General features: G+C 45.7%; 17 protein-coding genes, 1 tRNA gene and 2 pseudogenes. 10 read left to right on the forward strand and 10 right to left on the reverse strand.

Annotated features, from left to right (window positions below; all coding sequences use genetic code 11):
* Positions 1-6: 6 nt before the first annotated feature.
* Complete coding sequence (locus Tanf_RS13505; RefSeq protein ID WP_046826209.1) at positions 7-1,203, reverse strand: C1 family peptidase; 1,197 nt, start codon at positions 1,201-1,203, stop codon at positions 7-9.
* 117 nt (positions 1,204-1,320) lie between these two features.
* Between Tanf_RS13505 and Tanf_RS14970 the strand changes: the two genes are divergently transcribed.
* Positions 1,321-1,494, forward strand: coding sequence for a hypothetical protein (locus Tanf_RS14970; protein ID WP_014225551.1), 174 nt, complete (start codon positions 1,321-1,323; stop codon positions 1,492-1,494).
* A 41-nt stretch (positions 1,495-1,535) separates the two neighbouring features.
* Entirely contained in the window at positions 1,536-2,456 is a 921-nt protein-coding gene (locus Tanf_RS13510; RefSeq protein ID WP_046826210.1) for a carbohydrate kinase family protein, read from the forward strand.
* 230 nt (positions 2,457-2,686) lie between these two features.
* On the opposite strand, the gene Tanf_RS13515 is transcribed toward Tanf_RS13510, so the two are convergent.
* The 3 genes from Tanf_RS13515 to Tanf_RS13525 form a co-directional block, all read right to left on the reverse strand.
* A complete protein-coding gene (locus Tanf_RS13515) occupies positions 2,687-3,049 on the reverse strand; it encodes a helix-turn-helix domain-containing protein (protein WP_041591278.1) in 363 nt (120 codons plus the stop codon).
* Between the two features lie 14 nt (positions 3,050-3,063).
* Positions 3,064-3,363 (reverse strand): type II toxin-antitoxin system HigB family toxin, encoded by a 300-nt coding sequence (locus tag Tanf_RS13520; RefSeq protein WP_014225548.1) that lies wholly within the window; start codon positions 3,361-3,363, stop codon positions 3,064-3,066.
* Positions 3,364-3,639: 276 nt separating this feature from the next.
* Positions 3,640-3,714: transfer RNA gene (locus tag Tanf_RS13525), tRNA-Pro, on the reverse strand.
* A gap of 129 nt (positions 3,715-3,843) precedes the next feature.
* Here Tanf_RS13525 and Tanf_RS13530 point away from each other — a divergent pair.
* Positions 3,844-4,791 carry a UDP-glucuronic acid decarboxylase family protein gene (locus Tanf_RS13530; protein WP_014225545.1) on the forward strand — a complete coding sequence of 316 codons (948 nt, stop codon included), beginning with the start codon at positions 3,844-3,846 and terminating at the stop codon, positions 4,789-4,791.
* A 148-nt stretch (positions 4,792-4,939) separates the two neighbouring features.
* Here the strand turns inward: Tanf_RS13530 and Tanf_RS13535 are convergent, their stop codons facing one another.
* Positions 4,940-7,726, reverse strand: a complete 2,787-nt coding sequence (locus Tanf_RS13535; protein ID WP_046826211.1) for a TonB-dependent receptor — start codon at positions 7,724-7,726, stop codon at positions 4,940-4,942.
* 350 nt (positions 7,727-8,076) lie between these two features.
* On the opposite strand from Tanf_RS13535, the gene Tanf_RS13540 reads away from it, so the two are divergent.
* The 7 genes from Tanf_RS13540 (at position 8,077) to Tanf_RS13570 (ending at position 20,538) form a co-directional block, all read left to right on the forward strand.
* Entirely contained in the window at positions 8,077-8,793 is a 717-nt protein-coding gene (locus tag Tanf_RS13540) for a response regulator transcription factor (protein ID WP_046826212.1), read from the forward strand.
* 137 nt (positions 8,794-8,930) lie between these two features.
* Complete coding sequence (locus tag Tanf_RS13545; RefSeq protein WP_046826213.1) at positions 8,931-10,883, forward strand: transglutaminase-like domain-containing protein; 1,953 nt, start codon at positions 8,931-8,933, stop codon at positions 10,881-10,883.
* A 4-nt stretch (positions 10,884-10,887) separates the two neighbouring features.
* Positions 10,888-12,249 (forward strand): radical SAM/SPASM domain-containing protein, encoded by a 1,362-nt coding sequence (locus tag Tanf_RS13550; RefSeq protein ID WP_046826214.1) that lies wholly within the window; start codon positions 10,888-10,890, stop codon positions 12,247-12,249.
* A gap of 408 nt (positions 12,250-12,657) precedes the next feature.
* Complete coding sequence (locus Tanf_RS13555) at positions 12,658-14,952, forward strand: carboxypeptidase-like regulatory domain-containing protein (protein WP_046826215.1); 2,295 nt, start codon at positions 12,658-12,660, stop codon at positions 14,950-14,952.
* A gap of 5 nt (positions 14,953-14,957) precedes the next feature.
* On the forward strand, positions 14,958-17,261 hold the full coding sequence (locus tag Tanf_RS13560) for a carboxypeptidase regulatory-like domain-containing protein (protein WP_046826216.1): 2,304 nt from the start codon (positions 14,958-14,960) through the stop codon (positions 17,259-17,261).
* Between the two features lie 6 nt (positions 17,262-17,267).
* Positions 17,268-18,455, forward strand: a complete 1,188-nt coding sequence (locus tag Tanf_RS13565) for a zinc metalloprotease (RefSeq protein WP_046826217.1) — start codon at positions 17,268-17,270, stop codon at positions 18,453-18,455.
* Positions 18,442-20,538 (forward strand): O-antigen ligase family protein, encoded by a 2,097-nt coding sequence (locus Tanf_RS13570; protein ID WP_046826218.1) that lies wholly within the window; start codon positions 18,442-18,444, stop codon positions 20,536-20,538. Before Tanf_RS13565 ends, Tanf_RS13570 begins: the two co-directional genes overlap by 14 nt.
* A gap of 43 nt (positions 20,539-20,581) precedes the next feature.
* On the opposite strand, the gene Tanf_RS13575 is transcribed toward Tanf_RS13570, so the two are convergent.
* The 5 genes and pseudogenes from Tanf_RS13575 to Tanf_RS13590 form a co-directional block, all read right to left on the reverse strand.
* Positions 20,582-21,268: a 6-bladed beta-propeller gene (locus Tanf_RS13575; protein ID WP_236684447.1), complete on the reverse strand. Its 687-nt coding sequence runs from the start codon at positions 21,266-21,268 to the stop codon at positions 20,582-20,584.
* Positions 21,269-21,311: 43 nt separating this feature from the next.
* A pseudogene (locus Tanf_RS15340) lies at positions 21,312-21,461 on the reverse strand (PDDEXK nuclease domain-containing protein); the annotation flags it as partial.
* A 12-nt stretch (positions 21,462-21,473) separates the two neighbouring features.
* A pseudogene (locus Tanf_RS14540) lies at positions 21,474-21,988 on the reverse strand (hypothetical protein).
* 353 nt (positions 21,989-22,341) lie between these two features.
* The gene (locus tag Tanf_RS13585; protein WP_046826220.1) at positions 22,342-22,908 is read right to left on the reverse strand and encodes a flavodoxin; all 567 of its coding nucleotides are present in this window, start codon (positions 22,906-22,908) and stop codon (positions 22,342-22,344) included.
* Between the two features lie 546 nt (positions 22,909-23,454).
* Entirely contained in the window at positions 23,455-25,479 is a 2,025-nt protein-coding gene (locus Tanf_RS13590) for an HD family phosphohydrolase (RefSeq protein ID WP_014225526.1), read from the reverse strand.
* Positions 25,480-25,585 lie beyond the last annotated feature (106 nt).

Below are 25,585 nucleotides of genomic sequence, written 5' to 3' on the forward strand. Positions count from 1 at the left end.
ATGGTGTTATTTTATCCCCAGTTTCGATTGGATGGTTTTGGGTAATGCGTCTTTATGCAAGACGATATTCATGGTTTTGTAAGCGACATATGCTTCCGACGCATACCAGTGCCCTTTGTATTTGCTCTCCGTTCCCCACGAGTTTTTCACCATATAGAATTTCTTGCCGGTCTGATCTTTCGCGATACCGTAGATCAGCATACCGTGATCGTCGGTCGTTTGATAATTATCGTATGCCTGCTGGCGAAGCTCCTGTGTCACCTCTATTTCTTTGCAGGGTTTTTCTACTAACTTCTTGACCTCGGCGTCTCTCTCCGTTTGGCTCAGTCCGACCCAACGCGCCTGATCCGAACCCGACGATTCCAGCGCTTCGATATCGGCGGCTACGGCAATCCCATTGCGAGTAAAACCTTTTTCACTCACGTCCGATCCCCATGCAATCGTGTAACCGTTATTAATGGCATGATCTAACACTTCCATCAGTTCATGGATCGGGAGGTTATAGCTTGGCGCCCACCGCCAGTTATCTTCGATCTCAAGCGGAAACTGCGAATAAAACGGATGATGCGTATAAGAGGTCAATGAAACATAATCATCGAAATTCAGCCCCAGCGATTCACCAAAACTCTTGGGAGTATATTGCTTGCCCTGATATGTAAATGTTTCGGGGAGTTTACCCAGATACGTGTCGATGACACCGTCAAATCCTTTTTTCCACGCTGTGGACAGTTTTTTGTCCCGATTCTTGATGACTGCATTTACATAGGCCGTAGCTACCTCGGCCAACTCACCATGCACATGGTTGTCCTGTCCGTATTCCAGACCTTTGTAAAGCTCTCCGGGGACAGCACCGTAGTGTTTAAACACGTAAATCACATCGGCAAATGAGCCCCCCTGTGCAAAATTCAACTTTCCGTGCAGCCGTACAAATTTATCGGCCTTGTCTTTGTACGAATGGTTGGCAATGAACATCTCGGAAAGATTATATTCCCCTTTTCCCGTTCGTAACAATTCGGCCTCGATAAGCCCCACCCCCGAGAACGACCAGCATGTTCCCGTGCGATTTTGGTTTTTTACCGGTGTAATCTTCACTTCTTTGACGGTTGTAAACTGATAGCCCTCTTCTTTCTGTCCCTCTTGTCCATACATCGCCGAAAACGATGCGAATAGCACCATACTGCATGTTATACATTTTCTCATCATGATGTTTTTATTTTTGATTCATGCGCAAATATACATGTTTCGTTTTACACGATAGATTTTTTCACTACTTTTGTTGAAAAAATGACGAAAATAAACGCGTAAGAAATATTTAAGTAGATGAAACTGGAGGGGAGAAGAGAAAGTACGAATGTGGAAGATCGCCGCGGAAAGTCCGGCGGACGTAAGGCTTCGTCAGGAATCGGAGGAATGATTGTTGTCGGGCTGTTGATGTGGATAATGGGCGGTAATCCGGACGACGGCGATACGTTTACACCGAATTATTCGTATTGATAACTTCTAAATAATATCATGGGCTTAAACAAATACCCGCAATGAAACACGAACTTTGCTGCATTGGCCATATCACCCTTGATAAGGTTGTTACCCCCGGAAACACGGTCTATATGCCCGGCGGGACGTCTTTCTACGTCTCGCACGCACTCAAACGCTTCGACGATCTCGACTATGCGCTGGTTACCGCTGTCGGAGCATCGGAACGAGGCGTTACGGACGAACTGACGGCGCTGGGCATCCGTACAACCGTTCTGCCGAGCCCATATTCCGTGTATTTTGAAAATATTTACGGTGACAATCCGGACGATCGTACGCAGCGTGTGCTGGCTAAGGCGGCTCCGTTTACCGTAGAACCGTTGCACGAGGCAGATGCCGGAATTTTTCATCTCGGAGCATTGCTGGCGGACGATTTTCCGCTCGATACACTCCGATATTTGGCCGGTAAGGGCCTGATTTCGGTCGATTCGCAAGGATATCTGCGTGAAGTGCGCGATACGCATGTGTACGCTGTCGATTGGACGAACAAACACGAAGCATTTCGATCGATTCACTTCCTCAAAGCCAACGAGCAGGAGATGGAGGTGCTGACGGGTTACAAAGACGCTTCTCGGGCTGCAAAAAAACTCTGTGAATGGGGGATAAAAGAAGTACTGCTTACATTCGGGAGCATGGGCTCGCTCATTTACGACGGACAAACGTTTTATCGCGTACCGGCCTATATTCCTCACCAAGTGGTCGATCCTACCGGATGTGGCGACACCTATATGGCCGGATATCTTTACCGACGCGCTAAGGGAGCGACCATCGACGAGGCGGGAAACTTCGCAGCCGCTCTCTCGACCTTAAAAATCGAACGTTCCGGACCGGTAGACGCAAGCACGGATGACGTGAACCGGGTGATGCGTGAAAATGCGACCTGCATGCCGAATATCGACGGAGGCATTCATCCATGTAACTAAAGCGAACGAGAAAATATCTCGTTTCGCAGTTTAAAAAAGCGGATCGAGAAAACAAATGATCCTGCGTGATGTTTCTTATGATGTCACAAGTTATTCTGTTTTTTAAAACAACGTATGCTTATCACTGAGTCCGAATAAAAATAGCAAGTGTCCCATCAAGTCTGCCGTTATAGTTTGCCGGTACTTGCTTAATCCTCCTCTATGTCTTCTTGCGAAAGCCCATAAACACTTTAATAGCCTAACATGGCTTCAGGAGAGATACCTAATACTTTACATAACAATCTTGCTATCTTTAGGGGGGGCTCTGAACGTCCGGAGATGTAATCATTCACTCTTGATGGACTAACTCCAATTTCTCCGGCTAATTGCTTTTGTGTCATTCCTTTTTCTTGAATCGCAAACTCGATCAATTCCGAAACCGTTGGTTTGTCAATAGGATAATGTTCTTGCTCATAAGAGATAATTATATCAGAAAAAATAGTTAGTAAAACGGCATTGCTGTCAGTTACAGGTACGCTGTCATCTACGAGAGATAAAAGTTCCTCTACTTTTGCTAATGCAACTTCGTACTGCTGTTTTGTTATTTTGCCCATGTTCTTTTTCTCCATTATATAGTTGAACAATCAATCTTTTCATATTCTTTATGAGTCCCAACCCAGCGTATATAAACATATCCTATGGTAAACTTAATAACTACAATCAATCGGTAACTGTTTCCTCTTATATTGAATACATAATGTTGGTTACCGACATAGTCGGTAGCAGGAAAATCAACTTTTATATCTGATAGGCTTCTCCAATTAGCCTTTTCCGTTATATCGTACCAGCGCTCCAGAGCTACACGTGTATCTTCACGGCCTTTCGTTTCATAAAATTCTTTTATTTTTTTATGTGATACGATTCTCATTCTTATTTTTTTTACTTTTACGATACAAAGATAGTGCATAAATTTCGCATAACAAGATTTTTAGCCGTGAAAGTTTTGGAAGATAGAATTTCGTTCTTTTCTGTTTATCTCTTTTTTCTTCTGGAGGGAAAGTCATATCAGACAAGAAAGAAGTAATTGAAAAATCTTATATGATACTGTGCAAAGTGGATTTTGTGGCTATTTTGAGAGTGATTTTTCTTAAAAAAGACACCGATCTTTTGAAAAAAGGAATATCGGTGTCTTTAAATCGTTTTGTCGGGATGACTGGATTCGAACCAGCGACCACGCGCCCCCCAGACGCGTACTCTAACCGGGCTGAGCTACATCCCGCAATCTCGTTTTGCGGCGCAAAGGTATAAAATTAATTGAGAACGGACAATGCCCGACCGATATTTTTCTCGTCAAGTTAAAAATATACCGTACTTTTGCAGGCATAAAACTGAAGAAAAAGCAATCGATATGGAACGAATCTTAGTGACCGGGGGCGCCGGGTTTATCGGTTCGCATTTGTGCGAGCGACTGGTAAGAGAAGGCAACGATGTGATTTGCCTCGACAATTATTTTACGGGAAACAAGAACAATATCCGTCATCTGCTGGGCAACGACCGTTTTGAGGCCGTGCGGCATGATGTGACTACGCCCTATTACGCCGAGGTAGACAAAGTGTATCATCTTGCCTGTCCCGCATCGCCCGTTTATTACCAGTACAATCCGATCAAAACGCTGAAAACCTCAATTTACGGCGCACTGAACATGCTCGGACTGGCCAAACGCGTGGGGGCGAAGATTCTTCATGCCTCGACGAGCGAAGTATATGGCGACCCGACGGTGCATCCTCAGGTCGAATCGTACTGGGGCAACGTCAATCCGATCGGTATTCGCTCATGCTACGACGAAGGGAAGCGCGCGGCCGAAACACTCTGCATGGATTATCGTCGGCAGCACGGGATACGCGTCAAAATCATCCGTATCTTCAATACGTATGGCCCGCGAATGGATAAAAACGACGGTCGCGTGGTGTCGAACTTCATCGTGCAGGCCCTGACGGGAAAAGACATCACCATTTACGGAAACGGAACGCAAACACGCAGTTTTCAATATATCGACGACCTGGTAGAGGGGATGTTGCGCATGATGAATACGGGCGACGACTTCAACGGACCTGTCAATTTGGGTAACCCGGGCGAGTTTTCGATGCTCGAACTGGCGCATGAAGTGATTCGTCTCACCGGATCGAAGTCGAAAATTGTCTTCGAGCCCTTGCCACAAGACGATCCGAAGCAGCGAAAGCCCGATATTTCGCTCGCGTTTGAGAAATTAGACGGTTGGCAGCCCACCGTCAAGCTCGAAGAGGGATTAAAGAAGACAATCGCCTACTTCGACGAGTTGTTGAGGAGCGAAAAATAGATTCGTCACTGATTTTTTTATTCTTCGCGGCATCGGAACGGCGATCCCGCGAAGAAAAACGGCTGTGCATGCCGTTAGAAGAATACTTCGGGGAACTGCTTCGATACGCAACTTGTCGAAACAGTTCTCAAAGGTTTCGTAAATCGTGTTAATGGGGCGGCCTTTCGCGTCCATGACCGAACATACCGGGCATGTGCATATCTGAAGCCTTCCCGCCGCCTTTGAAAATGCTGAAGCGGTAGATGAAATACAGCATGCCGTAGCTGTTCAGGGTGTTGTATTCCGTATAACGGATGGCGCTGGCCGTTGCGCTGTAAGAAATGTTACTGCGTTGTTGCAGGATGTCGTAAACTTTGAGTCGAAGTATGCCCGCATTGTTCTTCAGGAACGTTTTGGAGATGGAAGCGTTCCAAAGCCATTCTTTCTGTTCGTATCCGGCGGAATATCCGGCGTTAGCCGAGTAATTGATATCGCTTTCGATCTGAAAGTTGTACAGAAGGTAGAGCGTTGTGGAGGCTCCGCCGCCGTAATTGAAGGTATGCAGATCGTTTTGTCTTTGAAGCGTGTTATGTGTCCGATTATAGCGGAAGTTTCCGTTGAGACTGAAATCAAAGAGGTTGGAACGGTAGTTGAGGCCGACGTGGTCGGACAGTATCAGGGCTTTGCTCGTATTCTTTTCGCCGTCGATGTATCCGCCGGTGTTGGCATAGCGTGCGAAGGTCATTCCAAAGACGGAAAACTTATTGTTTTTCAGTGGCAGGTTGACGATGGCACGAAGATCGGCATTAAAATTTCCGTCCACATTTTCGTAAGTCGTCGTGCGTTTGCCGGTACGTTGTTCGGTGGTTGTCTTATTGACAATATCGTTGACGATATAGTTCCCGTTGGCCATCAATAGGTAAGCCGTCTGAGTCTCGGGGATGAATTTGCCGAAGCGAATGCGGAGATTGTTTGTATACGTCGGACTCAGGTTCGGATTTCCGATGACGGTATTAAGCGGATCGGAGACGTCGGCCACGGGTTGCAGTTGCATCATCTCGGGTTGTCCGGTGCGTCCGTCGTAATCGATGCGCAGGTCCGTACGTTTATCGAAGCGGTAGCGCAATTGCGCGGTGGGAGAATAATTAATCACATTGCGCGACATGGAATAGAGCGTGCGGTCGCCGACGAAGGTTTCGGTACGGGTGTACGACGGATCGACGTTGAACCCGATCGTGACGTTATATTTTTCTCTTACAGCTTTGAAGGCGAAGCTGACACGCTGCTCGATGGCATTATTGCGGGTGCTTTTGCTGTAGGCCGTGTCGAGCTTGGTATAGTTTCCGCTGCCGTCGTCGACGTATGCGTCTTTAAGCAATTCGCGTTTGTTTTGCCCGATTCGGTACGTAGCCTGTATGAAATTGTTGTGTCCGATGGGTTCTACCCACGAGACGAAGGCGCGATAGTTGTATCCGTTGTTGTCATATCGTACACGCTGGTCGATAACACCGGTCGAGTCGGGGAAAAGCAGATATCGGGTGGCGGAATGGTTCTCTCCGTTTCCGTATGAGTTGCTGATGCCGCCGGAAAGCGATCCGCTGAGGGTGCGTCCTTTGCTGTTGAGCTTGCGACTGAATTCGAGTCGTGCCGAAGCGTCGTAGCCTTCGCCGTCGGAAAGGGAATGGGAGCGCGAAGTGTTGACCGAGTCGCGCCGGCCGCTTAGTGTATGGGAATCTTCGTGCCCTTCATTATGCGTTTTATAATAGGAAAGCTCGGGTTGGAAGATGAATTGGGTCAAAGAGTCCGGCTTCCATTCCATGCGGAGGTTAACGCCAAGATTATCGTTGCGTGTACGGGCGGAACTTTGGCTGTAGTCGTATGATGAGCTGTCGCCCGGCAAGATATTCTGCCGGTTGCTTTTTGAAAGGGCGTCGTTGTCGGAATGAGCGTATCGTACATTACCTCCTATCGTGAAACGCGGGTTAAATTCTTTGCTGAAGTTCGTCCCGATGTTGCCCGACGAGGTGATTCCGTTGCCCGCTCCGAAGCCCCGGAAGCGCCGGCCTCCGCCCCCCATACCGCTGAACATGGCGGCGGCAAAATCGGTAAATCCCATGTTATTCGTATTGTTCAATCCGCCCATAAGGGAGAACTGATCGTTTTCGACGAAGCGATTAATCATCATATTACCATCGTAACGCTGCCGGGTGCCGTAGCCGCCGATGATGTTGCCGAACCATCCCTGTTTCATGCCGGGTTTAACGGTGAGGTTGATGACGGCTTCCTCGTCGCCGTCGTCGAAACCGGTCATCTGTGCCATATTGCTGCGTCGTTCGTAGGTTTGTACCTTATCGACCATCTTGGCCGGCAGGTTCTTGGTGGCAACCTTCGGGTCGTCCGAGAAAAATTCTTTTCCGTCGACAAGCACTTTCTTGATCTCTTTTCCGTTGATTGTAACCTTTCCTTCCGCACTGATTTCGACACCGGGCATTTTCTTGAGCAGGTCTTCCAGCATCGAGCCTTCGGCTATTTTATACGAATCGGCGTTGTATTCGATCGTATCGTTTTTGACCTGAACTTCAATGGCCTTGGCCGTAACGACGGCCTCGTCGAGCATTACGCTTTCGTCGCGCATCGTAATCGTACCAACGTCGACCGGATTCGTTCGATTCGTTACTTTGAGCAGTTGATAGACGGGTTCATAGCCCACGAAAGTGACATGAAGGAGATAATTCCCCTCTTTAACGCTTCTGAGCATGAATGCTCCGTTACGGCTGCTCACCGTACCGTTTACCATCGAACTGTCTTTCATGTTGAGCAGTCGTACAGTCGCCTGTTCGATGGCCTCTTTGCTCTGCTCTTCGATAATTCTGCCTTTCACGTCGACCTGAGCGACGGTGGAGATGGAAAAAAGAAGAAAGGCGAGCAGAAAAAAATGTTTGCCTCGTTGTGTCATAAAATTCTTTTCTTTGTTTGTCGTTTTAATATGAGAGATAGACGAACCCCCTTCCGGATAGTTTAACCTCCATATTCTTTTTTGGAATTTTTGTGGAATGAATAACGGATAGACCGTATGAGGCGATTTCCACTTCTCACCTGCAAGCAGGCTTCTTATATTTAAAAACCCCTAAAGATTATTTTGGTCTTTTACCATAAAATCCTTATCTTTGTCCGCAAATATACGTTGTTTCCCGTATGGACACACTTTCGCACATATCGTATCGAATTTTAATCCCGATTAAGACAAGAGAAGCGCAAACGCTTCTTAACACGTCTATTATATTACCCGTATACAATCATTAAATTATGAAAACAATCTCTGCCGAACAAGAAATATTTGACGCGATCCTGCAGGGAATCGAATATTGTTCGATGCACTCCTATCAAATCCGGTATGTGGTCAATTGCGATGATTTATCTATCTTCCACTTCTCGCCTGCAAGCAGACTTCTTTTAAGCAAACTTAAGTTGTCGGACATTCACCATCTGAAATACGATTCTTTTCTGGAGAGTATCGCGCATGATGACACGAAATGGATTCGCGAGGTCAATCTTTCCGCTCTGCACTTCCTTAAGAATATCCCGGCAGAAGAACAGAGACTGTACACGCTGTCCTACAATTTTCACCTGAAAGGATACGGACACCCGATCCTTGTTTGCCATCGATTCACGCCCGTTCTGCCCACGAACGAAGAAAAGTTGCAATGGTGGCTCGGCAGCATTTCGTTATCCTCGTACGATACACCGGGACATATTCGCCTGAATAAATACGGCAGTTCATCTTATTGGAAATATTCGTCCGAAGAAAAAAAATGGATTCCAAAAGAAGGTATTATGCTTTCTGAAAGAGAGATAGAGATGATCGCATTGTCGGCACAAGGATTAAAGGAAAAACAGATTGCCGAATACCTGCATATCTCGCGATCATTAGTCAAATTCCGCAAACAGGAACTCTTTGCCCGCCTCAAAGTAAAATGTATGTCGAAAGCCGTACTCCGTGCCATGAATTATCGCCTCCTGTAAAATTTGTACTAAAGTACAATAAAAATTGTACTAAAGATAGTAAACCGTTTTGCCGGTTCTCTTTTTCTTTGCCGAAAATTTATCATAGATCACAATAAATTATAGTTGAAGAAAAAAATAAAATCGGATCGGAGAGGATGAGTACGTGTCATATCTTTATCTATGCGGGAATAGGTCTTATAAGTATGGGAGGTTGCCGAATGTCAACACCCGCTTCGGGTATGGAGGACGCTCTGTCGCAAGCCGGAAATAACCGCAACGAATGGTTCCGGGTTATTCGCCGTTATCAAGACGGAAACGATACGTTAAAGCTGCAAGCGGCTCTTTTCCTGATTGAAAATATGACGGATAAATTTTATTTTACGGGAAAAGTCATTGACGAATATGAGACGTTTATCGATTCCGTTTATCGGATACGACAAACGGAATATGATATTCCCACCATCTACGACGAATTCAGAACCAAGGCGAAGAACTTGACGCAAGAACCGGATGTCTGCCGGGATATACGGACTTTGCCGGCCGATTTCCTGATCGAGCATATCGAAGGAGCCTTTGCCGTATGGAACCGGCCCTGGAACCGGCATCTGAGCTTCGATGAGTTTTGCGAACTGATCCTTCCCTACCGGATCGGAACGGAAATACCCGAAGCATGGCGGCAATCATATCGGGAGCGATTCGAACCGTTGATAGAGTCGGATTCCATCCGGACAGCACGGCAGGCATGTACAGTGATCAATAATGAATTAATAAAATTGCCTATCCATATCGCAACGACTTCCGTTTTACCGATCAATCTGCGTCCGGGCATATTGAAAAACATCAAATTCGGCTTGTGCGGCGATTATGCTTATCTGGCCGTCTACGCGATGCGGGCAGCGGGCATACCGGTAGCCATAGAATTCGTTCCGCATTGGGGACGCGGCAACGGTGCTCATACGTTCAACACGGTGTATGACAACGATAAAACTTTGCACGACTTTTCAGGAGCGGAACAAAATCCGGACGAACACCTGATTCGTTTTAAAAATGAAATTCCCAAAGTCTACCGAAAGACCTTCGGTAAACAAAAAGAGTCGTTGGCGATGCGTCACGGAAACGAAGATATCCCGCCATTCTTCCGGAATGCGTATATGACCGATGTAACCGCGAATTATGCCTTTATCGGGGCAAAAAACATCACGATTCCTTTACCGGACAGGACTAAACGAACATTTGCTTATCTGTGCGTATTCGATCCGGGCGGATGGATGCCTGTAGCATGGGGAAAGGTAACGGGAGACAAGGCAGATTTCTCTGCCGTCGGACCCAACATCGTGTATCATGCCGCGTTATACGCCGGCGGAAAGTTAGCGTTGACAGGAGACCCGTTTCTGTTGGATACGATGGGACAGATCGTTTATTATACGCCCCGGCCGGAGACGATCGACTGCGTATTGGAGCGCAAGAACCCCGAAGCCGGGAATCTGGCTTTCCTTCCTCCTTCGATGAAAGGCGGCCGCTTTCAGGGAGCCGACAATCCGGAGTTTGAACATCCCGTCACATGGCATATCATAACCGAAGAACCGGATTTTAAATACACAACCGTCGTGCCGGAAAGTAAAACGCCGGTAAAATATGTCCGGTATCAGGCTTCGGACAGAACGCAAGGCAATATGGCGGAAGTCGAATTCTATGCCGCAGACGCAAGCCGACCCTTGAAAGGGAAGATCATCGGCCGTTACAAACCGAGCATCTATTATCCCCGAAACGGAGCCGAAAAACTGTTCGACGGAGACCCGCTGACCTTCTTCCATTCGAGCGACACGCTGAGTTGGGGGGGATTGGAACTGGAGAGACCGGCTGTGATCTCAACGATCCGTTATATCATCCGAAACGACGATAACGGTATCCGCAAAGGCCATGAATACGAACTTTTTTACATGGATAAAGGACGCTGGAAATCGTTGGGAAAGCAGACAGCCGCGGAAGATGACCGGTTGCTTTACAAACAAATACCGGAAGGCGCTTTGTATTGGCTTCGCGATTATACCAAAGGCAGAGAAGAAAGAATATTCGAAATAAAAGATCATACGGTTATTTGGCATTGAGGAAATGGAAACGTTACGAACATCGTCTTATATGATTCCGGTCAGACTGGAGAAAGAAGCAGGAAAGTATATGCTGATTCACGGCTATACGGGAGCCGTGGATATCGTATCGGAAGAATTGCTGACAAAAATCAAATCCGTATCTTCCGGAAATAATTTCTCGGAAAGTACGCTGCAAACGTTATTGAAGAGAGGATATGTAACAACGAAAACTCAAGCAGAAGAATATGCGTATGTAGCAAGAATGGCCAAGGCTTTGCATAGAAAAAACGATATTTTAAATACCTCGTTTACGTGGGTCGTTACTTACAATTGCAATTTCCGTTGCCCGTATTGTTTTGAAGGACGTGATAAAAAAGACGGAAGACGCCGCTTCGTTTTTACCAAAGAGCAGGTCGATATCGCTTATAAGGCACAAGATATTATTCAGCCTCATAAAGAATTACGGAAACCGGTAATAACTCTATATGGAGGCGAACCTCTTTTGGCAGAGAATAAAGATATTGTCAATTATATCGTAGAAGAAGGACGAAAACGCGGTTATTCATTCAACGCAATAACAAACGGGTATGAGATAGACCGGTTTTTGAACTTGCTTTCTCCGGATGGTATTCATAAACTTCAAATAACGATCGACGGCACGAAAGAAACTCATGACCGACGGAGAAAACATTATAAAGGTTATGAAACATTCGACCGGATTGTAGAGAATATCGGATTGGCATTGCAAAGAGGGATAAGAATCGTTGTTCGGATGAATTCGGACGAACATAATATCGAACAGTTTGCCGAATTAGGAAATATATTTGAGCAAAAAGGGTTCTTTAATTATCCTGAATTTTATATCTATTCAGCCAGATTGAGGGATTATTATGATCGTATTTCATCGGAAACGAAAGACTTAAGCTTTATACCCCCGAGTTCCTTTACAACAAAACAAATACAGTTCAGCTCGATGGCTTTCAGACAAGATAGCGGGATGTATAAAAAAATATACGATGCGCTGGTAAACAAACACCCCATGCCTTTTAATTCCATCAGTTGCATGGCACAATCAGGAGGATACGTTCTCGATCCGATCGGAAATATCTATCCGTGCTGGGAGGTGGTCGGGCAAAAAGAGAATATAAAGGGAGTCTATTCCAAAGAAGGAGTTCGGTGGAACAACGACGTATTGAATAAATGGCAAAATACGGATATCAGCCAAAAAGAACCTTGCCGGCATTGCAAATACGCCCTGATATGCGGAGGCGGATGTCCTTATCACCGACAATTAAAAGGACGCAAATCACAATGTATAATATTTAAAGGATCGTTTGATTTGATTATAAATAAGGCGTATGCCGAATTAAATAAACAGTATTAATTTAAATTCTTATTTTATGAAAAAGAAAAAAGACGAGAGAGGAGAGTTGAACTCCTTAAATTCGGAGTTATCCGAATTCGATTTGGAACAGTTGGAAGAACGTTTGGAAACCGATCCATTGGGGGTTGGAGGTTTGTTGGACCTTGCATCGACACAGGATCTATCACAATCAACGGGGATAGTAGGTGATTGTGAATGTTATTGTAGTTGGGGGTCTCACAACAACTAACATTGGCAAAAAATGTTATTTACTATCTATTGAAACCTATATAAAGGAGTAGATAAATGATAGTAATGTTAAGCGTATCAACGGATATTATATCATGATTGGTAAGAAGTTTTATATCTTTATGCTTTATATTCGTTGATACCTTTTTTTCTTATAACCGATTTACGAAAAGATATCTTATGTATAAAATACTTCTTATTCTAAGTTTGATATTGGGGGTTATGCAGCCTGTTCAGGCACAGCATATCCTCAAAGGCGTTGTATATGACGAGGCCGGCACGGGAGTCTTCTCCACGACCCTGCGGGTTCTTACGGAAGACTCCGTCTTCGTAAGCGGAGGCGTCACGGATGGCAATGGGGACTTCGAAATCAAAAATATAAAAGCCGGAAAATATATCTTAGCCGTAAGCAATATCGGATATGCCGGACAGTTTATCGCTTTCGAGATGCCCGGTAGCGATTACACCCTGCCGACGGTCGTCTTAAAAACCGATGTGGTCGCACTGGGCGAAGTGACGGTGAGAGGAAGTACATTTATCCGAAAAAAAGACCATCTGTTGGTTATCCCGGACAAGCAGCAGATCAAACACGCCTTTTCGGGATACGATCTATTGTATAACCTGATGATTCCGGGACTCGACGTAAACCGCAAAGATAAAAAAGTAACGGCTACGACCGGCGAAGCGACGCTTTATATCAATGGCGTAAAAGCGGATTTTCGGGATGTACAGAATCTTCGTCCCAGAGACATCGAAAAAGTGGAATATTACACCTTGCCCACCGGAAAATATACGGGCGACGCGGCCTCCATCAACTATATTACCAAAACATACACGACCGGAGGCTATGTAAATATGGAAGCAGAACAAAAGATCGGTTATTTGGGGGGCAACTACGATGTAGCGGCTAAGTTATCGCACAAACAAACGAATTATTCCTTTTACGGAGGATACAGTACAACCGGATACGGCGGTATAAAAAAAGAAAAAAACGAAGCGCTGTTCCTTTCCGATTATACGGTAAATCGTAACAGGGAAACCGGATACGCAAATTACCGAAGCAATTACAAATACATACACTTTCAGGTTAGTAACAGTACGAAAAAACGGAATCTATTAAGCCGGTTTTCCTTAAATCGCAGTGCAACTCCGCAAAACGACCGTGACGAACGATTGAATTATACCGGTCACGATGAACGGAGCGTAATGTCGTCCGAAAAGAGCGAAAGCAGCAGCCTGAAACCGACGGCATACCTGCGGGGCGATTTCAATCTGTCGGAAAAGCATCTGTTAAAAAGCGAATGCGTGACATGGTATACCCGAAACACATACGAAAGGACCTATACGGAAGATCAACGACGGTCGTCAACCTCGGTAAACGAAAATCTATACTCGTTCGTTATGACAAACCGATATACCTTCCGACCGGATGCCTATAATACATTTTTTACACGACTGAATCATTATCATGATATCTCCTCATTGACATATACAGGCGATTATGATTCGCGGCAGCATTTGCAGAAAGGAGAGACTCTTCTTATGTTCGATTATACTCACGAGTTCGGTGAAAAAATTACGTTGTCAATCGATCCGGGAATTTCGCTAATGAATTACCGATTGCAAAACGAAAGAATGAAATACGTCTGGACATTCCGAACCAGTACATGGGTTCGTTATCGTTTTAATTCTCTGCATTGGATTGGCGTGGGCTTTTCACATCACAACAATCAACCGGAAATAAGCACATTGAACGAGGTCGATCAAACGATCGATTTCTATCAGATCAAACGCGGCAATCCCAATTTGAAGAACACCAAGCTGCTCAATCTGTATATGATGTACGAAGGTCGTATAGGTCCTTTCAACATGCAGGCCAGAGTTTGGAAAGAGCAGTTCAAACACAATATTTATCCCCACTACTACGCGGAAGGAAATAAATTGATCAGCAGTTACCGTTCCGACGGTTCGTTCAATCGTTTCAATGCCGATATGTCCGTCTCCTGCCGCATCTCGGATCATATACGAACTCGTCTGGGATTGGAATACCATGATATGTACACCGACATCGAACAGTTGCATCTGAGCCGGAAAAACTTTGCCGCATCGGCAGATGTAAATTGTTTTATTCAATCGTTCGCAATCAATGCTTATCTCAAAACTCCGAAGAAGATGCTGGATCAGAGCCGGCTCGTATTCATGGAAACGCCGATGATCTACGGACTGTCCGTACGTTACAGCAATCGAAACTTGATGGCCGAAGCCGGTACGGAAAATCCGTTTACCCGACAGGCGCAATACAGGGAATATGCCGATTATAACATCTACCGATACGACCAGACGCAAACGAGCCGTATCTATCAGCAGACGGCATACCTCAAACTCGCTTATACTTTCGACTTCGGCCGGAAAACGTCGCGCGATCAGAGCGAGGTAGATAAAACGATCAAGAGCGCCATCCTGAAAGCAGAGTAAAAGATATGGACAGAACATACAAAATACTTCTTATTCTAAGTTTGATATTGGGTGTTATGCAGCCTGTTCAGGCACAGCATATCCTCAAAGGCATTGTGTACGACGAGGCCGGCACGGGTGTCTTCTCCACGACCTTGAGGGTCCTTACCGAAGACTCCGTCTTCGTAAGCGGAGGCATCACGGACGACAACGGAAGCTTCGAAATCAAAAATATAAAAGCCGGAAGATATATCTTAGCCGTAAGCAATATCGGATATGCCGGACAATGTATCGCTTTTGAGATGCCCGGAAGCGATTATACCCTGCCGACGGTCGTCTTAAAAAACGATGTGGTGGCGCTGGGCGAAGTGACGGTGAGAGGAAGTACATTTATCCGAAAAAAAGACCATCTGTTGGTTCTCCCAGACAAACAACAGATCAAACACGCCTTTTCGGGATACGATCTATTGTATAACCTGATGATCCCCGGCCTCGACGTAAACCGCAAAGATAAAAAAGTGACGGCTACAACCGGCGAAGCGACGCTTTATATCAATGGCGTAAAAGCGGATTTTCGGGATGTACAGAATCTTCGTCCCAAAGACATCGAAAAAGTGGAATATTACACCTTGCCCACCGGGAAATATACGGGCGACGCGGCCTCCATCAACTATATTACCAAAACATACACGACCGGAGGCTATGTGAATATGGAAGCAGAACAAAAGATCGGTTATTTGGGGGGCAACTACGATGCGGCTGCCAAGTTATCGCACAAACAAACGAATTATTCCTTTTACGGAGGATACAGTACAACCGGATACGGCGGTATAAAAAAAGAAAAAAACGAAGCGCTGTTCCTTTCCGATTATACGGTAAATCGTAACAGGGAAACCGGATACGCAAATTACCGAAGCAATTACAAATACATACACTTTCAGGTTAGTAACAGTACGAAAAAACGGAATCTATTAAGCTGGTTTTCCTTAAATCGCAGTGCAACTCCGCAAAACGACCGTGACGAACGATTGAATTATACCGGTCACGATGAACGGAGCGTAATGTCGTCCGAAAAGAGCGAAAGCAGCAGCCTGAAACCGACGGCATACCTGCGGGGCGATTTCAATCTGTCGGAAAAGCATCTGTTAAAAAGCGAATGCGTGACATGGTATACCCGAAACACATACGAAAGGACCTATACGGAAGATCAACGACGGTCGTCAACCTCGGTAAACGAAAATCTGTACTCGTTCGTTATGACAAACCGATATACTTTCCGACCGGACACTTCCAACACATATCTTGTTCATCTAAATCATTATCATGACAGATCATTCATGGAATATAGCGGAGATTACGAATCCAAACAGCATTTATTAAATGGACAAACAATTTTCAGAATAAACTATATACGTGAATTTGGGAAAAAAGCCACACTATATGTTGATCCGGGCATTTCACTAATGAATTACCGATTGCAAAACGAAAGAATGAAATACGTCTGGACATTCCGAACTAATACATGGGTTCGTTATCGCTTTAATTCTCTGCATTGGATTGGCGTGGGCTTTTCACATCACAACAATCAACCGGAAATAAGCACATTGAACGAGGTCGATCAAACGATCGATTTCTATCAGATCAAACGCGGCAATCCCAATTTGAAGAACACCAAGCTGCTCAATCTGTATATGATGTACGAAGGTCGTATAGGTCCTTTCAACATGCAGGCCAGAGTTTGGAAAGAGCAGTTCAAACACAATATTTATCCCCACTACTACGCGGAAGGAAATAAATTGATCAGCAGTTACCGTTCCGACGGTTCGTTCAATCGTTTCAATGCCGATATGTCCGTCTCCTGCCGTATATCCGATCATCTGCGTGTTAATATTGGAATGAAGTACCGTTACATGTATACCGACATCGAGAAGTTGCATCTGAGCCGGAAAAACATTGCCGTATCGGCAGATGTAAATTATTTTATCAAATCGTTCGCAATCAACGCTTATCTCAAAACGCCGAAGAAGATACTGGATCAAAGCCGGCTCGTATTGATGGAAACGCCGATGATCTACGGACTGTCCGTGCGTTACAGCAATCGAAACTTGATGGCCGAAGCCGGTACGGAAAATCCGTTTACCCAACAGGCGCAATACAGGGAATATGCCGATTATAACATCTACCGATACGACCAGACGCAAACGAGCCGTATCTATCAGCAGACGGCATACCTCAAACTCGCTTATACTTTCGACTTCGGCCGGAAAACGTCACGCGAGCAGAGCGAAGTAGATAAAACGATCAAGAGCGCCATCCTGAAAGCAGAGTAAAAGACTATGAACCGATACGTCGATATAACCGTTCAGCCGTTGTCTTCTTCCGTACAGGAAGAACGATACCTCTTGTTGTGCCGCGGACACTATTACGAGGCCAGCGCTTCGGTGGCCGAGTTGGTGGAGGAACTTCGGAAGCATCCGGACGAAGAAGAAGCGATTGCGGCTTACGTCGGCCGGACAGCAGGGAAGTATACGGCCGCACAGATACGGCAGGTGATCGATACGTATCTTGCTCCGCTTTTCGAGGCTCAAGAGAAAAAACGTATTTTTCTTTATGAGAAAGAACTGTTCGGCGCAGCGACAATCGATAAATTCTCGGACAGATTCCGCTTTTTGTTCCACCGGGCGTGTATGACGGTCGTAGCCCTTACGGCCGTCGTGCTGAACGTATATTTCTTTCTGACGACCGAGGATTTATTGCTCTTCAATAATAAAGTAGACGTGTATACGGTGGCGGGACTGTTTGTCTTTATGCTGGCATCGTCTTTTTTTCATGAACTGGGACACGCCTCCGCCTGCAAATATTTCGGCGTACGGCACGGAGGCGTGGGCTTCGGGCTGTATCTGAACTTCCCCGTGCTCTATACCGACGTGACGGAGGTGTGGAGGCTGAAGCGTTCGCAACGATGCATCGTCAATCTGGCCGGTGTGTATTTTCAAAGTTACGGGCTGATCGCGATGATCGTTTTATTCCTCCTGACAGGCAACGATATTCTGCGTTACCTGATCCTGATGATGAACTTCGGTTTCGTCATGACACTGAATCCTTTCTTCAAGTTCGACGGTTACTGGATCGCTTCCGATCTGCTGGGCGTACCGAATCTGCGCACCCGGTCGATGGAGTTGCTCGGATACGGATATAAACGCCTGCGCCGACGTCCGGTGACGAAGACTCCCTATTTGCTGCAAATACGTCCGTTGGAGAGATACGGATTGTTGTTGTATGCCATTGTCGTAAACCTGTTCATGGCAAGTTATTTCTTTTATATCATCCCACGGTTTCTGTACCGGTTCGTACGGACTTTCCCCGATCAGATTCATGAACTGATCCTTTATCTGTCGAATAACATCACCCCGCCGTTTACCCTGTTGCGGAATATCGGGGCGCAACTGCTTTTCGTCGGATTGTTAGTTTACTTATGCTGGAAAGCGATTCGTCCACTCATAAAAAAGTATGCCGGCAAATAGTTTTTTTCGTTCGGAGCGGACGCACACGGGCGCGGCGGTTTTACTGATTGGCTTGGTGATCGTCTTTTTATTTCGTATAGAAGACCCGTATCACTTCGCACTGCTGTTTTCGACCTTTTTCATGGCCATTGTTCGTCCGTTTCCTTTCAAACAATGGACGAGCATTGATATCTGCCTCGGACTGATCACGGTCTACGACCTTGCCTCGTGTCCGTATGCCGAATATTCGGCCCCGGCTATCCGTCATGCCTGCGTGTCGCTCCATTGTTTTGTTGCCTACCTCATATCGCGGAGACTGTTTACTTCCGCGCGTGCCGGACAAATCCTGCTGCAAGGTAGCTGCCTGCCTGTCGGTGCCGCATTATTCCTTGCCGGCTGCTCGTTTTTCATCTTCCGGCAGTCGGTATGGACTGCCGGCTTTCAGGATACGTATCATCTGCGTTTTCTGTTTCGTCCGTTAGGATATATTACGAATGTCTGGGCGGAAATATTACTTGTTCTGTTGGGATGGGTATGCCTCATACGCCGCTGTTCAAATCTTTTTGTTTTTGCAGTCACCGGGGCGATCCTGCTTTCCTTTTCGCGGGGCGCATACATCGCATGGGGAGTCTATCTGATCGTTTGGATGCTGTCGGTAACGCCTGTACGGGAGAAATGGCGTCTGCCGGCTATCGGCCTTATCGCTGTGGTGCTGGCAGGGATATTTTTTCAGAGAGAAATAAAGACCACCTTACAGATGAATCGTACCGTATCACAGCAACGCAGCACCGAAGGACGCATCACAGCCACACAAGCCGGATGGAACGCTTTCGTCCGACGCCCCATACAGGGTTACGGCAACGGAAATTATGCTCATGCCGCCGATCGGTGGCTGAATCAGGACAGCACGATGCCTTATACCTCTTTCGCTCCGAATATCCTGATCCGGTTATTGACGGAAAAAGGCATCGCAGGCAGTTTGCTTTTTCTGATGCTGGCCGTCGCCGTCGTCCGAAGCCTGCTGAAACACCCCGAACGTCAGGAAAACCGCATCATCGGATGTACCTTCGCAGCCATAACTACGAAAGAGATGACACAAGCCACACTCTTCGACACGCCTTTCGCGCTGCTGATCCTGTATATCATGCTGGCATACCTGCAAAAAGAAGAGGCATGCGGCGAAGAAGAACAGCCTCGCCTTCTTTGGGCAAACAGTCAACTGACGATCCCCGTCGTTCTGTCGGCGCTGTATCTTGTACAGCTGCGGTTCGACTTGCAGCGGAAAGAGAATAACCGTTATTTGCAGGAAAGTAGCGAGGCCTGGAAAGAAGGAAGGTATACGGAAGCCATTCGCCGGACGGAACGGACGGAGAAGCAAACGTCCGGACTGATCAACCGGGGAATCGTCTATATGCAATATTACCGTACGACGAAAGAGCGCGAATCTTTGCAGAAAGCGTCGGAAGCCTTTCGCGAAGCGCATCGCAAACATCCGGACGACACGGAAATACGTTATTTGTCCGTACGTCTGTATACCCATGCCCGTATGCCGGAACGGGCACTGCCGGTAGCCCGGGAATTAGCGACGAATTATCCGAAACATTCACTTTATCTGGCCGCCCTGTCGGATGTCCTGTATCAACAAAACCAAAAAGAAGCCGCATTACAACCCTTGACGGAGGCTATCCGTTATACTCCGCGCCTGTTGACCGGACAGCGGATACGGGAATTAAAACAATACGACCGGAAATTCTATGACGCCCTGCTGCAACGGCTATGTACCCTGACACCGAACGACGGAGACAGTCCGGCCGACTATGCACGTTACGGATACATTTCCCGATGGTGCGGAAATCGTGCCCTGTCCGACAAATACCTGCGGATAGCCGTAGAAAGACTGCCCAACCTCGCAACACCCTGGCATCTGTTAGGCAATGACGATAAATATCACCTGCTGATATACGGAGCGTTTCGGAAAAAACAGCCGACGACCGATTTTTTCGAAAATAAGGAAATAACGGATTGGGAATTATTCGTGCGATCTTACAGACATAAGTTCGAAAGTCGCTACGGATGTTTGTTGACAGACATCGATACCCGATAAAGTACGATTCTTCCGGCAATAGAAATATTCGAACAGACGGATCTTATTTGTGCAACTTCAAGTTAAACAGGACCAAAAAAGGATTCGAATCTTCGTCGATATTTATGTTGAGTATTTCATCGGCTATTTTTTTCATGTATTGAGGGTGCGAAAGTTCAACGATGAATTTATTTTCTGCGACGCCTTTGATCTGAGTGCAACCGTTCAGTTGTTCATCATAGAGGAAAGAAGAGAAGTGTTTGTCAGACTTTGAATATACGGTATAGTTCAGAGTCGGTTCCATGCATGCTCTGAAAAGGAAATACGCATCGTTTTCGTATAAATCGACAATGTCTTTGATATGACTTTGTTCTTGAATATATGCAGTCAGATCAGCTTCTTCGAGTTGTCTTACGCCTTCTTCCGATAGATATTTATCGGACATGACTTTGATTTCGGGTCGAAGTTCTCCTTCGTTGTCAATCGAATAGATGATTGGGGCAAATCGTTTGTAGTAATAGACTTTATTCGCTGAGCGATAAAAGGGTTTTACGGCAAATAATCGGGATTCGTTTACTCCTTCATATTCCGGCGAGAGTAAAACGCTTGGGGCGGGTTCTTCGGTCGAAAACAATAATAGTTTACTTTGAGTATGTTTTTGCCCGAAAACATCGCTTAAAGCAAAGAGGTCTTTGTTCAGACAGCAAAAGGAACGGCAGTGTAATCCGATGTTAATGATTTTATATTCCATCGCAGGAAGTGTATATTGAACGATACTCGTTTTCGCATTATCCAATAAAATGCCCTACTTTCCAATAATGGAAAAGCATATCCGCATTTGCTGAAGCTATTAAACGTACTTGTGTATGCTCAAGGTCAGAGCCGATGGCTCGTACAACGAGAGATAAATCTTGGTTCTCTGTTTTGTTTATTTCTTGGCTCATATCGTTTCGGTGTTATAATTGATTGAATTTATTCATGGCATTTGCCTTAATATCGTCTGCAATATCAATGTAGGGTTTCATCGCCTTGTAATCGCTGTGTCCTGTCCATTTCATAACTACCTGCGGAGGTATTCCCAATGCAAGCGCATTGCAGATAAACGTTCTACGACCGGCGTGTGTGCCAAGCAAGGCATATTTTGGTGTAACTTCGTCAATGCGCTATTACCTCTATAATAAGTTTGGCGTATGGGTTCGTTAATCCCTTCCAACTCAGCCAATTCTTTGAGATAATCGTTCATTTTCTCATTGATTTCAGAAGCCGATTCTTTCAGCTTGTTGCTACAACCATTCTTTACACGTTGCTTGTCCGAGTCCCACTTGGCAGCATCGATGCGATAGCCTGTAGTGAACTCAATCCGCTTGGAAGCGAAATTGACACGCATACGAATCGGCATGTTCTCAACAATGAGAACACCGTCCTTTTTCCTACTTTCCAACGTGAAGATAATATTCCGTTTGATATTCATGCTTTGGGGTGTTTTGATTTCTGCACCCAAATTTACACCCCAAAATTGATTCTACCAAAGATTTTCTATGAAATCTTATTTTATTAATACTTTACTTAAAGTGCTATTATACAATAGTATTGAACGTTTATTATACTGTTTGAAGGTTCAAGAGAAAGAGCCTCGCTCTCTGCCGGAAGGCTAAGAGATAATCAAGCCGGTGGAAGAAAAAAAGTCCTACGGACACATACTCGTAGGACTTTTTGCATGTAAAGGCGTGTAAGATATTTATCTCCTCATCCAATTAAACACTCCGAAACCCATCAGAGCAATAATACTTATCAGATTTTTTTCATCGATTGCTATCATAAGATTCACTTTTTCAACTCTTTTTCCACCCATTCACGGACCGTCTGTTCGGTTGCGCCGTTTAGCAACCGGCCGTCTCGCCACTGGATTTCGGGATAATCTTTTTTCAGTTGAGCCACACTGTTCTCTATGCCGCTACTTCCCGATGTAGCAAAAGGGATCACCGTTTTCCCTTTCAGAGGATGACTTTCGATAAATGTGCGGACAATCGTTGGCGCAACATTCCACCAGATCGGATAGCCGATAAAAATCACATCATAATCCGAAATATGCTCTTTTTTCCCTTTGATAGCCGGGCGAGACTTCGGATTTCCCATTTCCTGCGAACTGCGCGACTGTTTGTTTCGCCAATCGAGATCGTCACTCGTATAAGATGTTTGAGGAACGATCTCATAGAGTTCTCCTCCGGTAACTTGCGCAATCTTCTTGGCGGCTCCTGCCGTAATTCCCGTTGCGGAGAAATAAACAACTAAAGCTTTATTAAACAAAGCTTCCTGTTTACGAGCCTCTTGTGTGTAAGCGTTGCTGCCGAATAAAATGATACTCAAAGCAGCAAAAATAATTCGTTTCATGTTTCTTTTGCGTTAAAATATTCTACTTATTAAAATGCGTTTCATAAAAGTCCGATCATTTTTCTACAATCTGTTCCACATATTCCGGTTTCCTTCTTCGTACAGTCAGCTTGCTTTTGAGTATCGGTGTAAATATCGTAAAACCAATGTTCTCCCGCTTCGACTTGCAATACCGTAAGCATCAGCGGCAAAACAAGAAACACCGTTCACATCATCCATTTTTGCCGTCTCATATATCCCATTTTTTAGCGTTTACAATGCATTTCCTTTCAATATCAATCCGTTTTCTTCAAACCATCGAACAAGCAGATCTGCAAGATCGTTGTTATTGAGGTTGCTCATCAAGAGATGCTGACCTATGGCAAAGATAATCATAATATCTGATAAACTCACTCCTTTCGGCGGATTTTATTTCACGAACAAAGTTTCGTACTTCATAGGCCTCACCTGTCTTCACGACTCTCATACCGACATCCGGAGTTGCGATCAATGCATTTTGCAGATTTAGGGAGAAATGAGCCCTTTCCTCTCCCCGACAAAAAGTCGTTATTTTAACTCCGGATAGCTGATACGGGTGTGATACATTGTTTTGAGCTTGTCGATGAATGTAGCTTTGACGGTATCGATATCCTTAAATGTCAAAGGAGCATTGTGCAACAGGCCGTCGTTGATCTGACTGTCGATAATTTTATGGACGAGTGTTTCGATATGCTCATCCGTATATTCGTTAAGGCTGCGCGATGCCGCTTCGATCGAGTCGGCCATCATCAGAATGGCTGTTTCTTTCGTAAACGGGTTGGGTCCGGGATAGGTGAATTTCGCTTCGTCAACGGGCTGATCGGGATAAGCATTTTTGTATGAATTGTAGAAATATTTCGTTTTGCCGCGTCCGTGGTGTGTTTGGATGAAATGGATGACGGCACGTGGGAGCATGGCTTTTTCAGCCATCTTAACGCCTTCTGTCACGTGGCTGATGATGATCTGTGCACTTTCTTCGTACGACAACTTGAGGTGTGGATTCACCTGCTTGTGCTGGTTCTCGGTGAAAAATGCAGGGTTTGTCATCTTCCCGATGTCATGATATAGCGCACCGGTACGTATCAGTTGGGTATCTGCGCCGATCTTGGCGCCTGCCGCCGAGGCCAGAATAGAGACTTGCAGGGAGTGTTGAAATGTGCCGGGACACGTTTCCGAAAGTCTCTTGAGCAGCGGCGTGTTGATGTTCGACAGTTCAACCAGCGTGATGGGGGAAACGAAACCGAAAAGTTTCTCGAGCATGTATATCAATACGTACGAGAACATCAGCAGAATAAAGCTGATGCCAAAGAAAGGCATCATCTGCCAATTGATTTTGTTCAGATCCCCTTCCTGATAGAGCGCAAGCCCCAAGTAACACAACACATAAGCAAGAGAGATGAAAAAAGCGCACCGGATCAGTTGCGAACGCTGCGTCAATTCTTTCAGACTGACCATAAAAACAATACCTGCAATAGTTTGCAGCATCAGAAATTCGTGTGGAAACGGGGCGATGAGTGAACAAAGCAGTACCGTGATCAGATGCGTGAAGAGCGCCGTGTGCGAGTCGAAGAACGTACGAACTACGATCGGGACGATGGCAAACGGCAGGATATAAATATTGATCAGGTCGTATTTGAGGCATATCTCGGTCAACAGACAAGGCACCAGTATACATATCTGAATAAAGATGTTATTGTTGCGCCGAAAGAAAATCTCGGGATGAAATGAGATAAAATAGAATGCACAACAGAGTAAGATACCAAAGATGAGCACGAGCTGACCTGCCCATATCGTGCCATATCGGCGGCTGCCACCCGATTTTGTTTCGTGGATGATTTTCAGGGAGCGGAGGATGTTGTACGTTTTGGCATCCACCACCTCCCCCCGGTCAACGATTCGCTCGCCTGCTTGCACCATCCCGATGGAGAGGGAGACGTCGTGCAACCTCTTGTTCAGCACATTGTCCGATGTTTTCACATCATACGTGAGGTTGGGCTCCAGATACTGTTCGAAATTGCTCGACCACAGTTCGTCTTTATCCATCGGCTCGGGAGCGTTCTTCATAATTTTTTTGTAAGCTGTTTTGGCCGAATATAAGTCACTGACATTCCTTCCAACAGCCACGTTTTTCTTCAGCACGTTTATTCGCGTACGATTTTCCGAAGCCAGTTTCTCGAGCTCCGGAGTGGCTACGATACCTTGTTCATAAAGCTGTTGTATCTGACGGTTGAGGTATTGCCATAACGGAGTGCTCATCGTATGTTGTGAGAGGTAATCGTTTTTCAGGTTTTCCAACACCGTTTTCGATACATCTTCTTTCAACCGGAAATACGGTTCGAAACGCGCCCTGATGCTGTCTTTTTCAGCCTTGATTTCCTGATCGCTCTTGTAGATTGGAAAGTCGTTCGGTGCTGTCAGCAGGTCATACCTCCACGGCTTACCTTCATGGAACTGATAAGGGAATTTCCCTTCACGCGGAAAAAAATAAGCGATAATCGCAGCCGTAACGGCGAAAAAAAGGAACGATTGTATAAATGCTTTCTTTGACTTCATACGTATCTTCTGCTCAAACGAATCATGAGTTTTCAGGGCGAAATGTACGCAAAAAATCAATCTCAGCAAAAAAAAGAAAGCGGCGGAAGATGTCGAGATTCTTTCT

This window comes from Tannerella forsythia, assembly GCF_001006485.1.
Taxonomy (GTDB): domain Bacteria; phylum Bacteroidota; class Bacteroidia; order Bacteroidales; family Tannerellaceae; genus Tannerella; species Tannerella forsythia.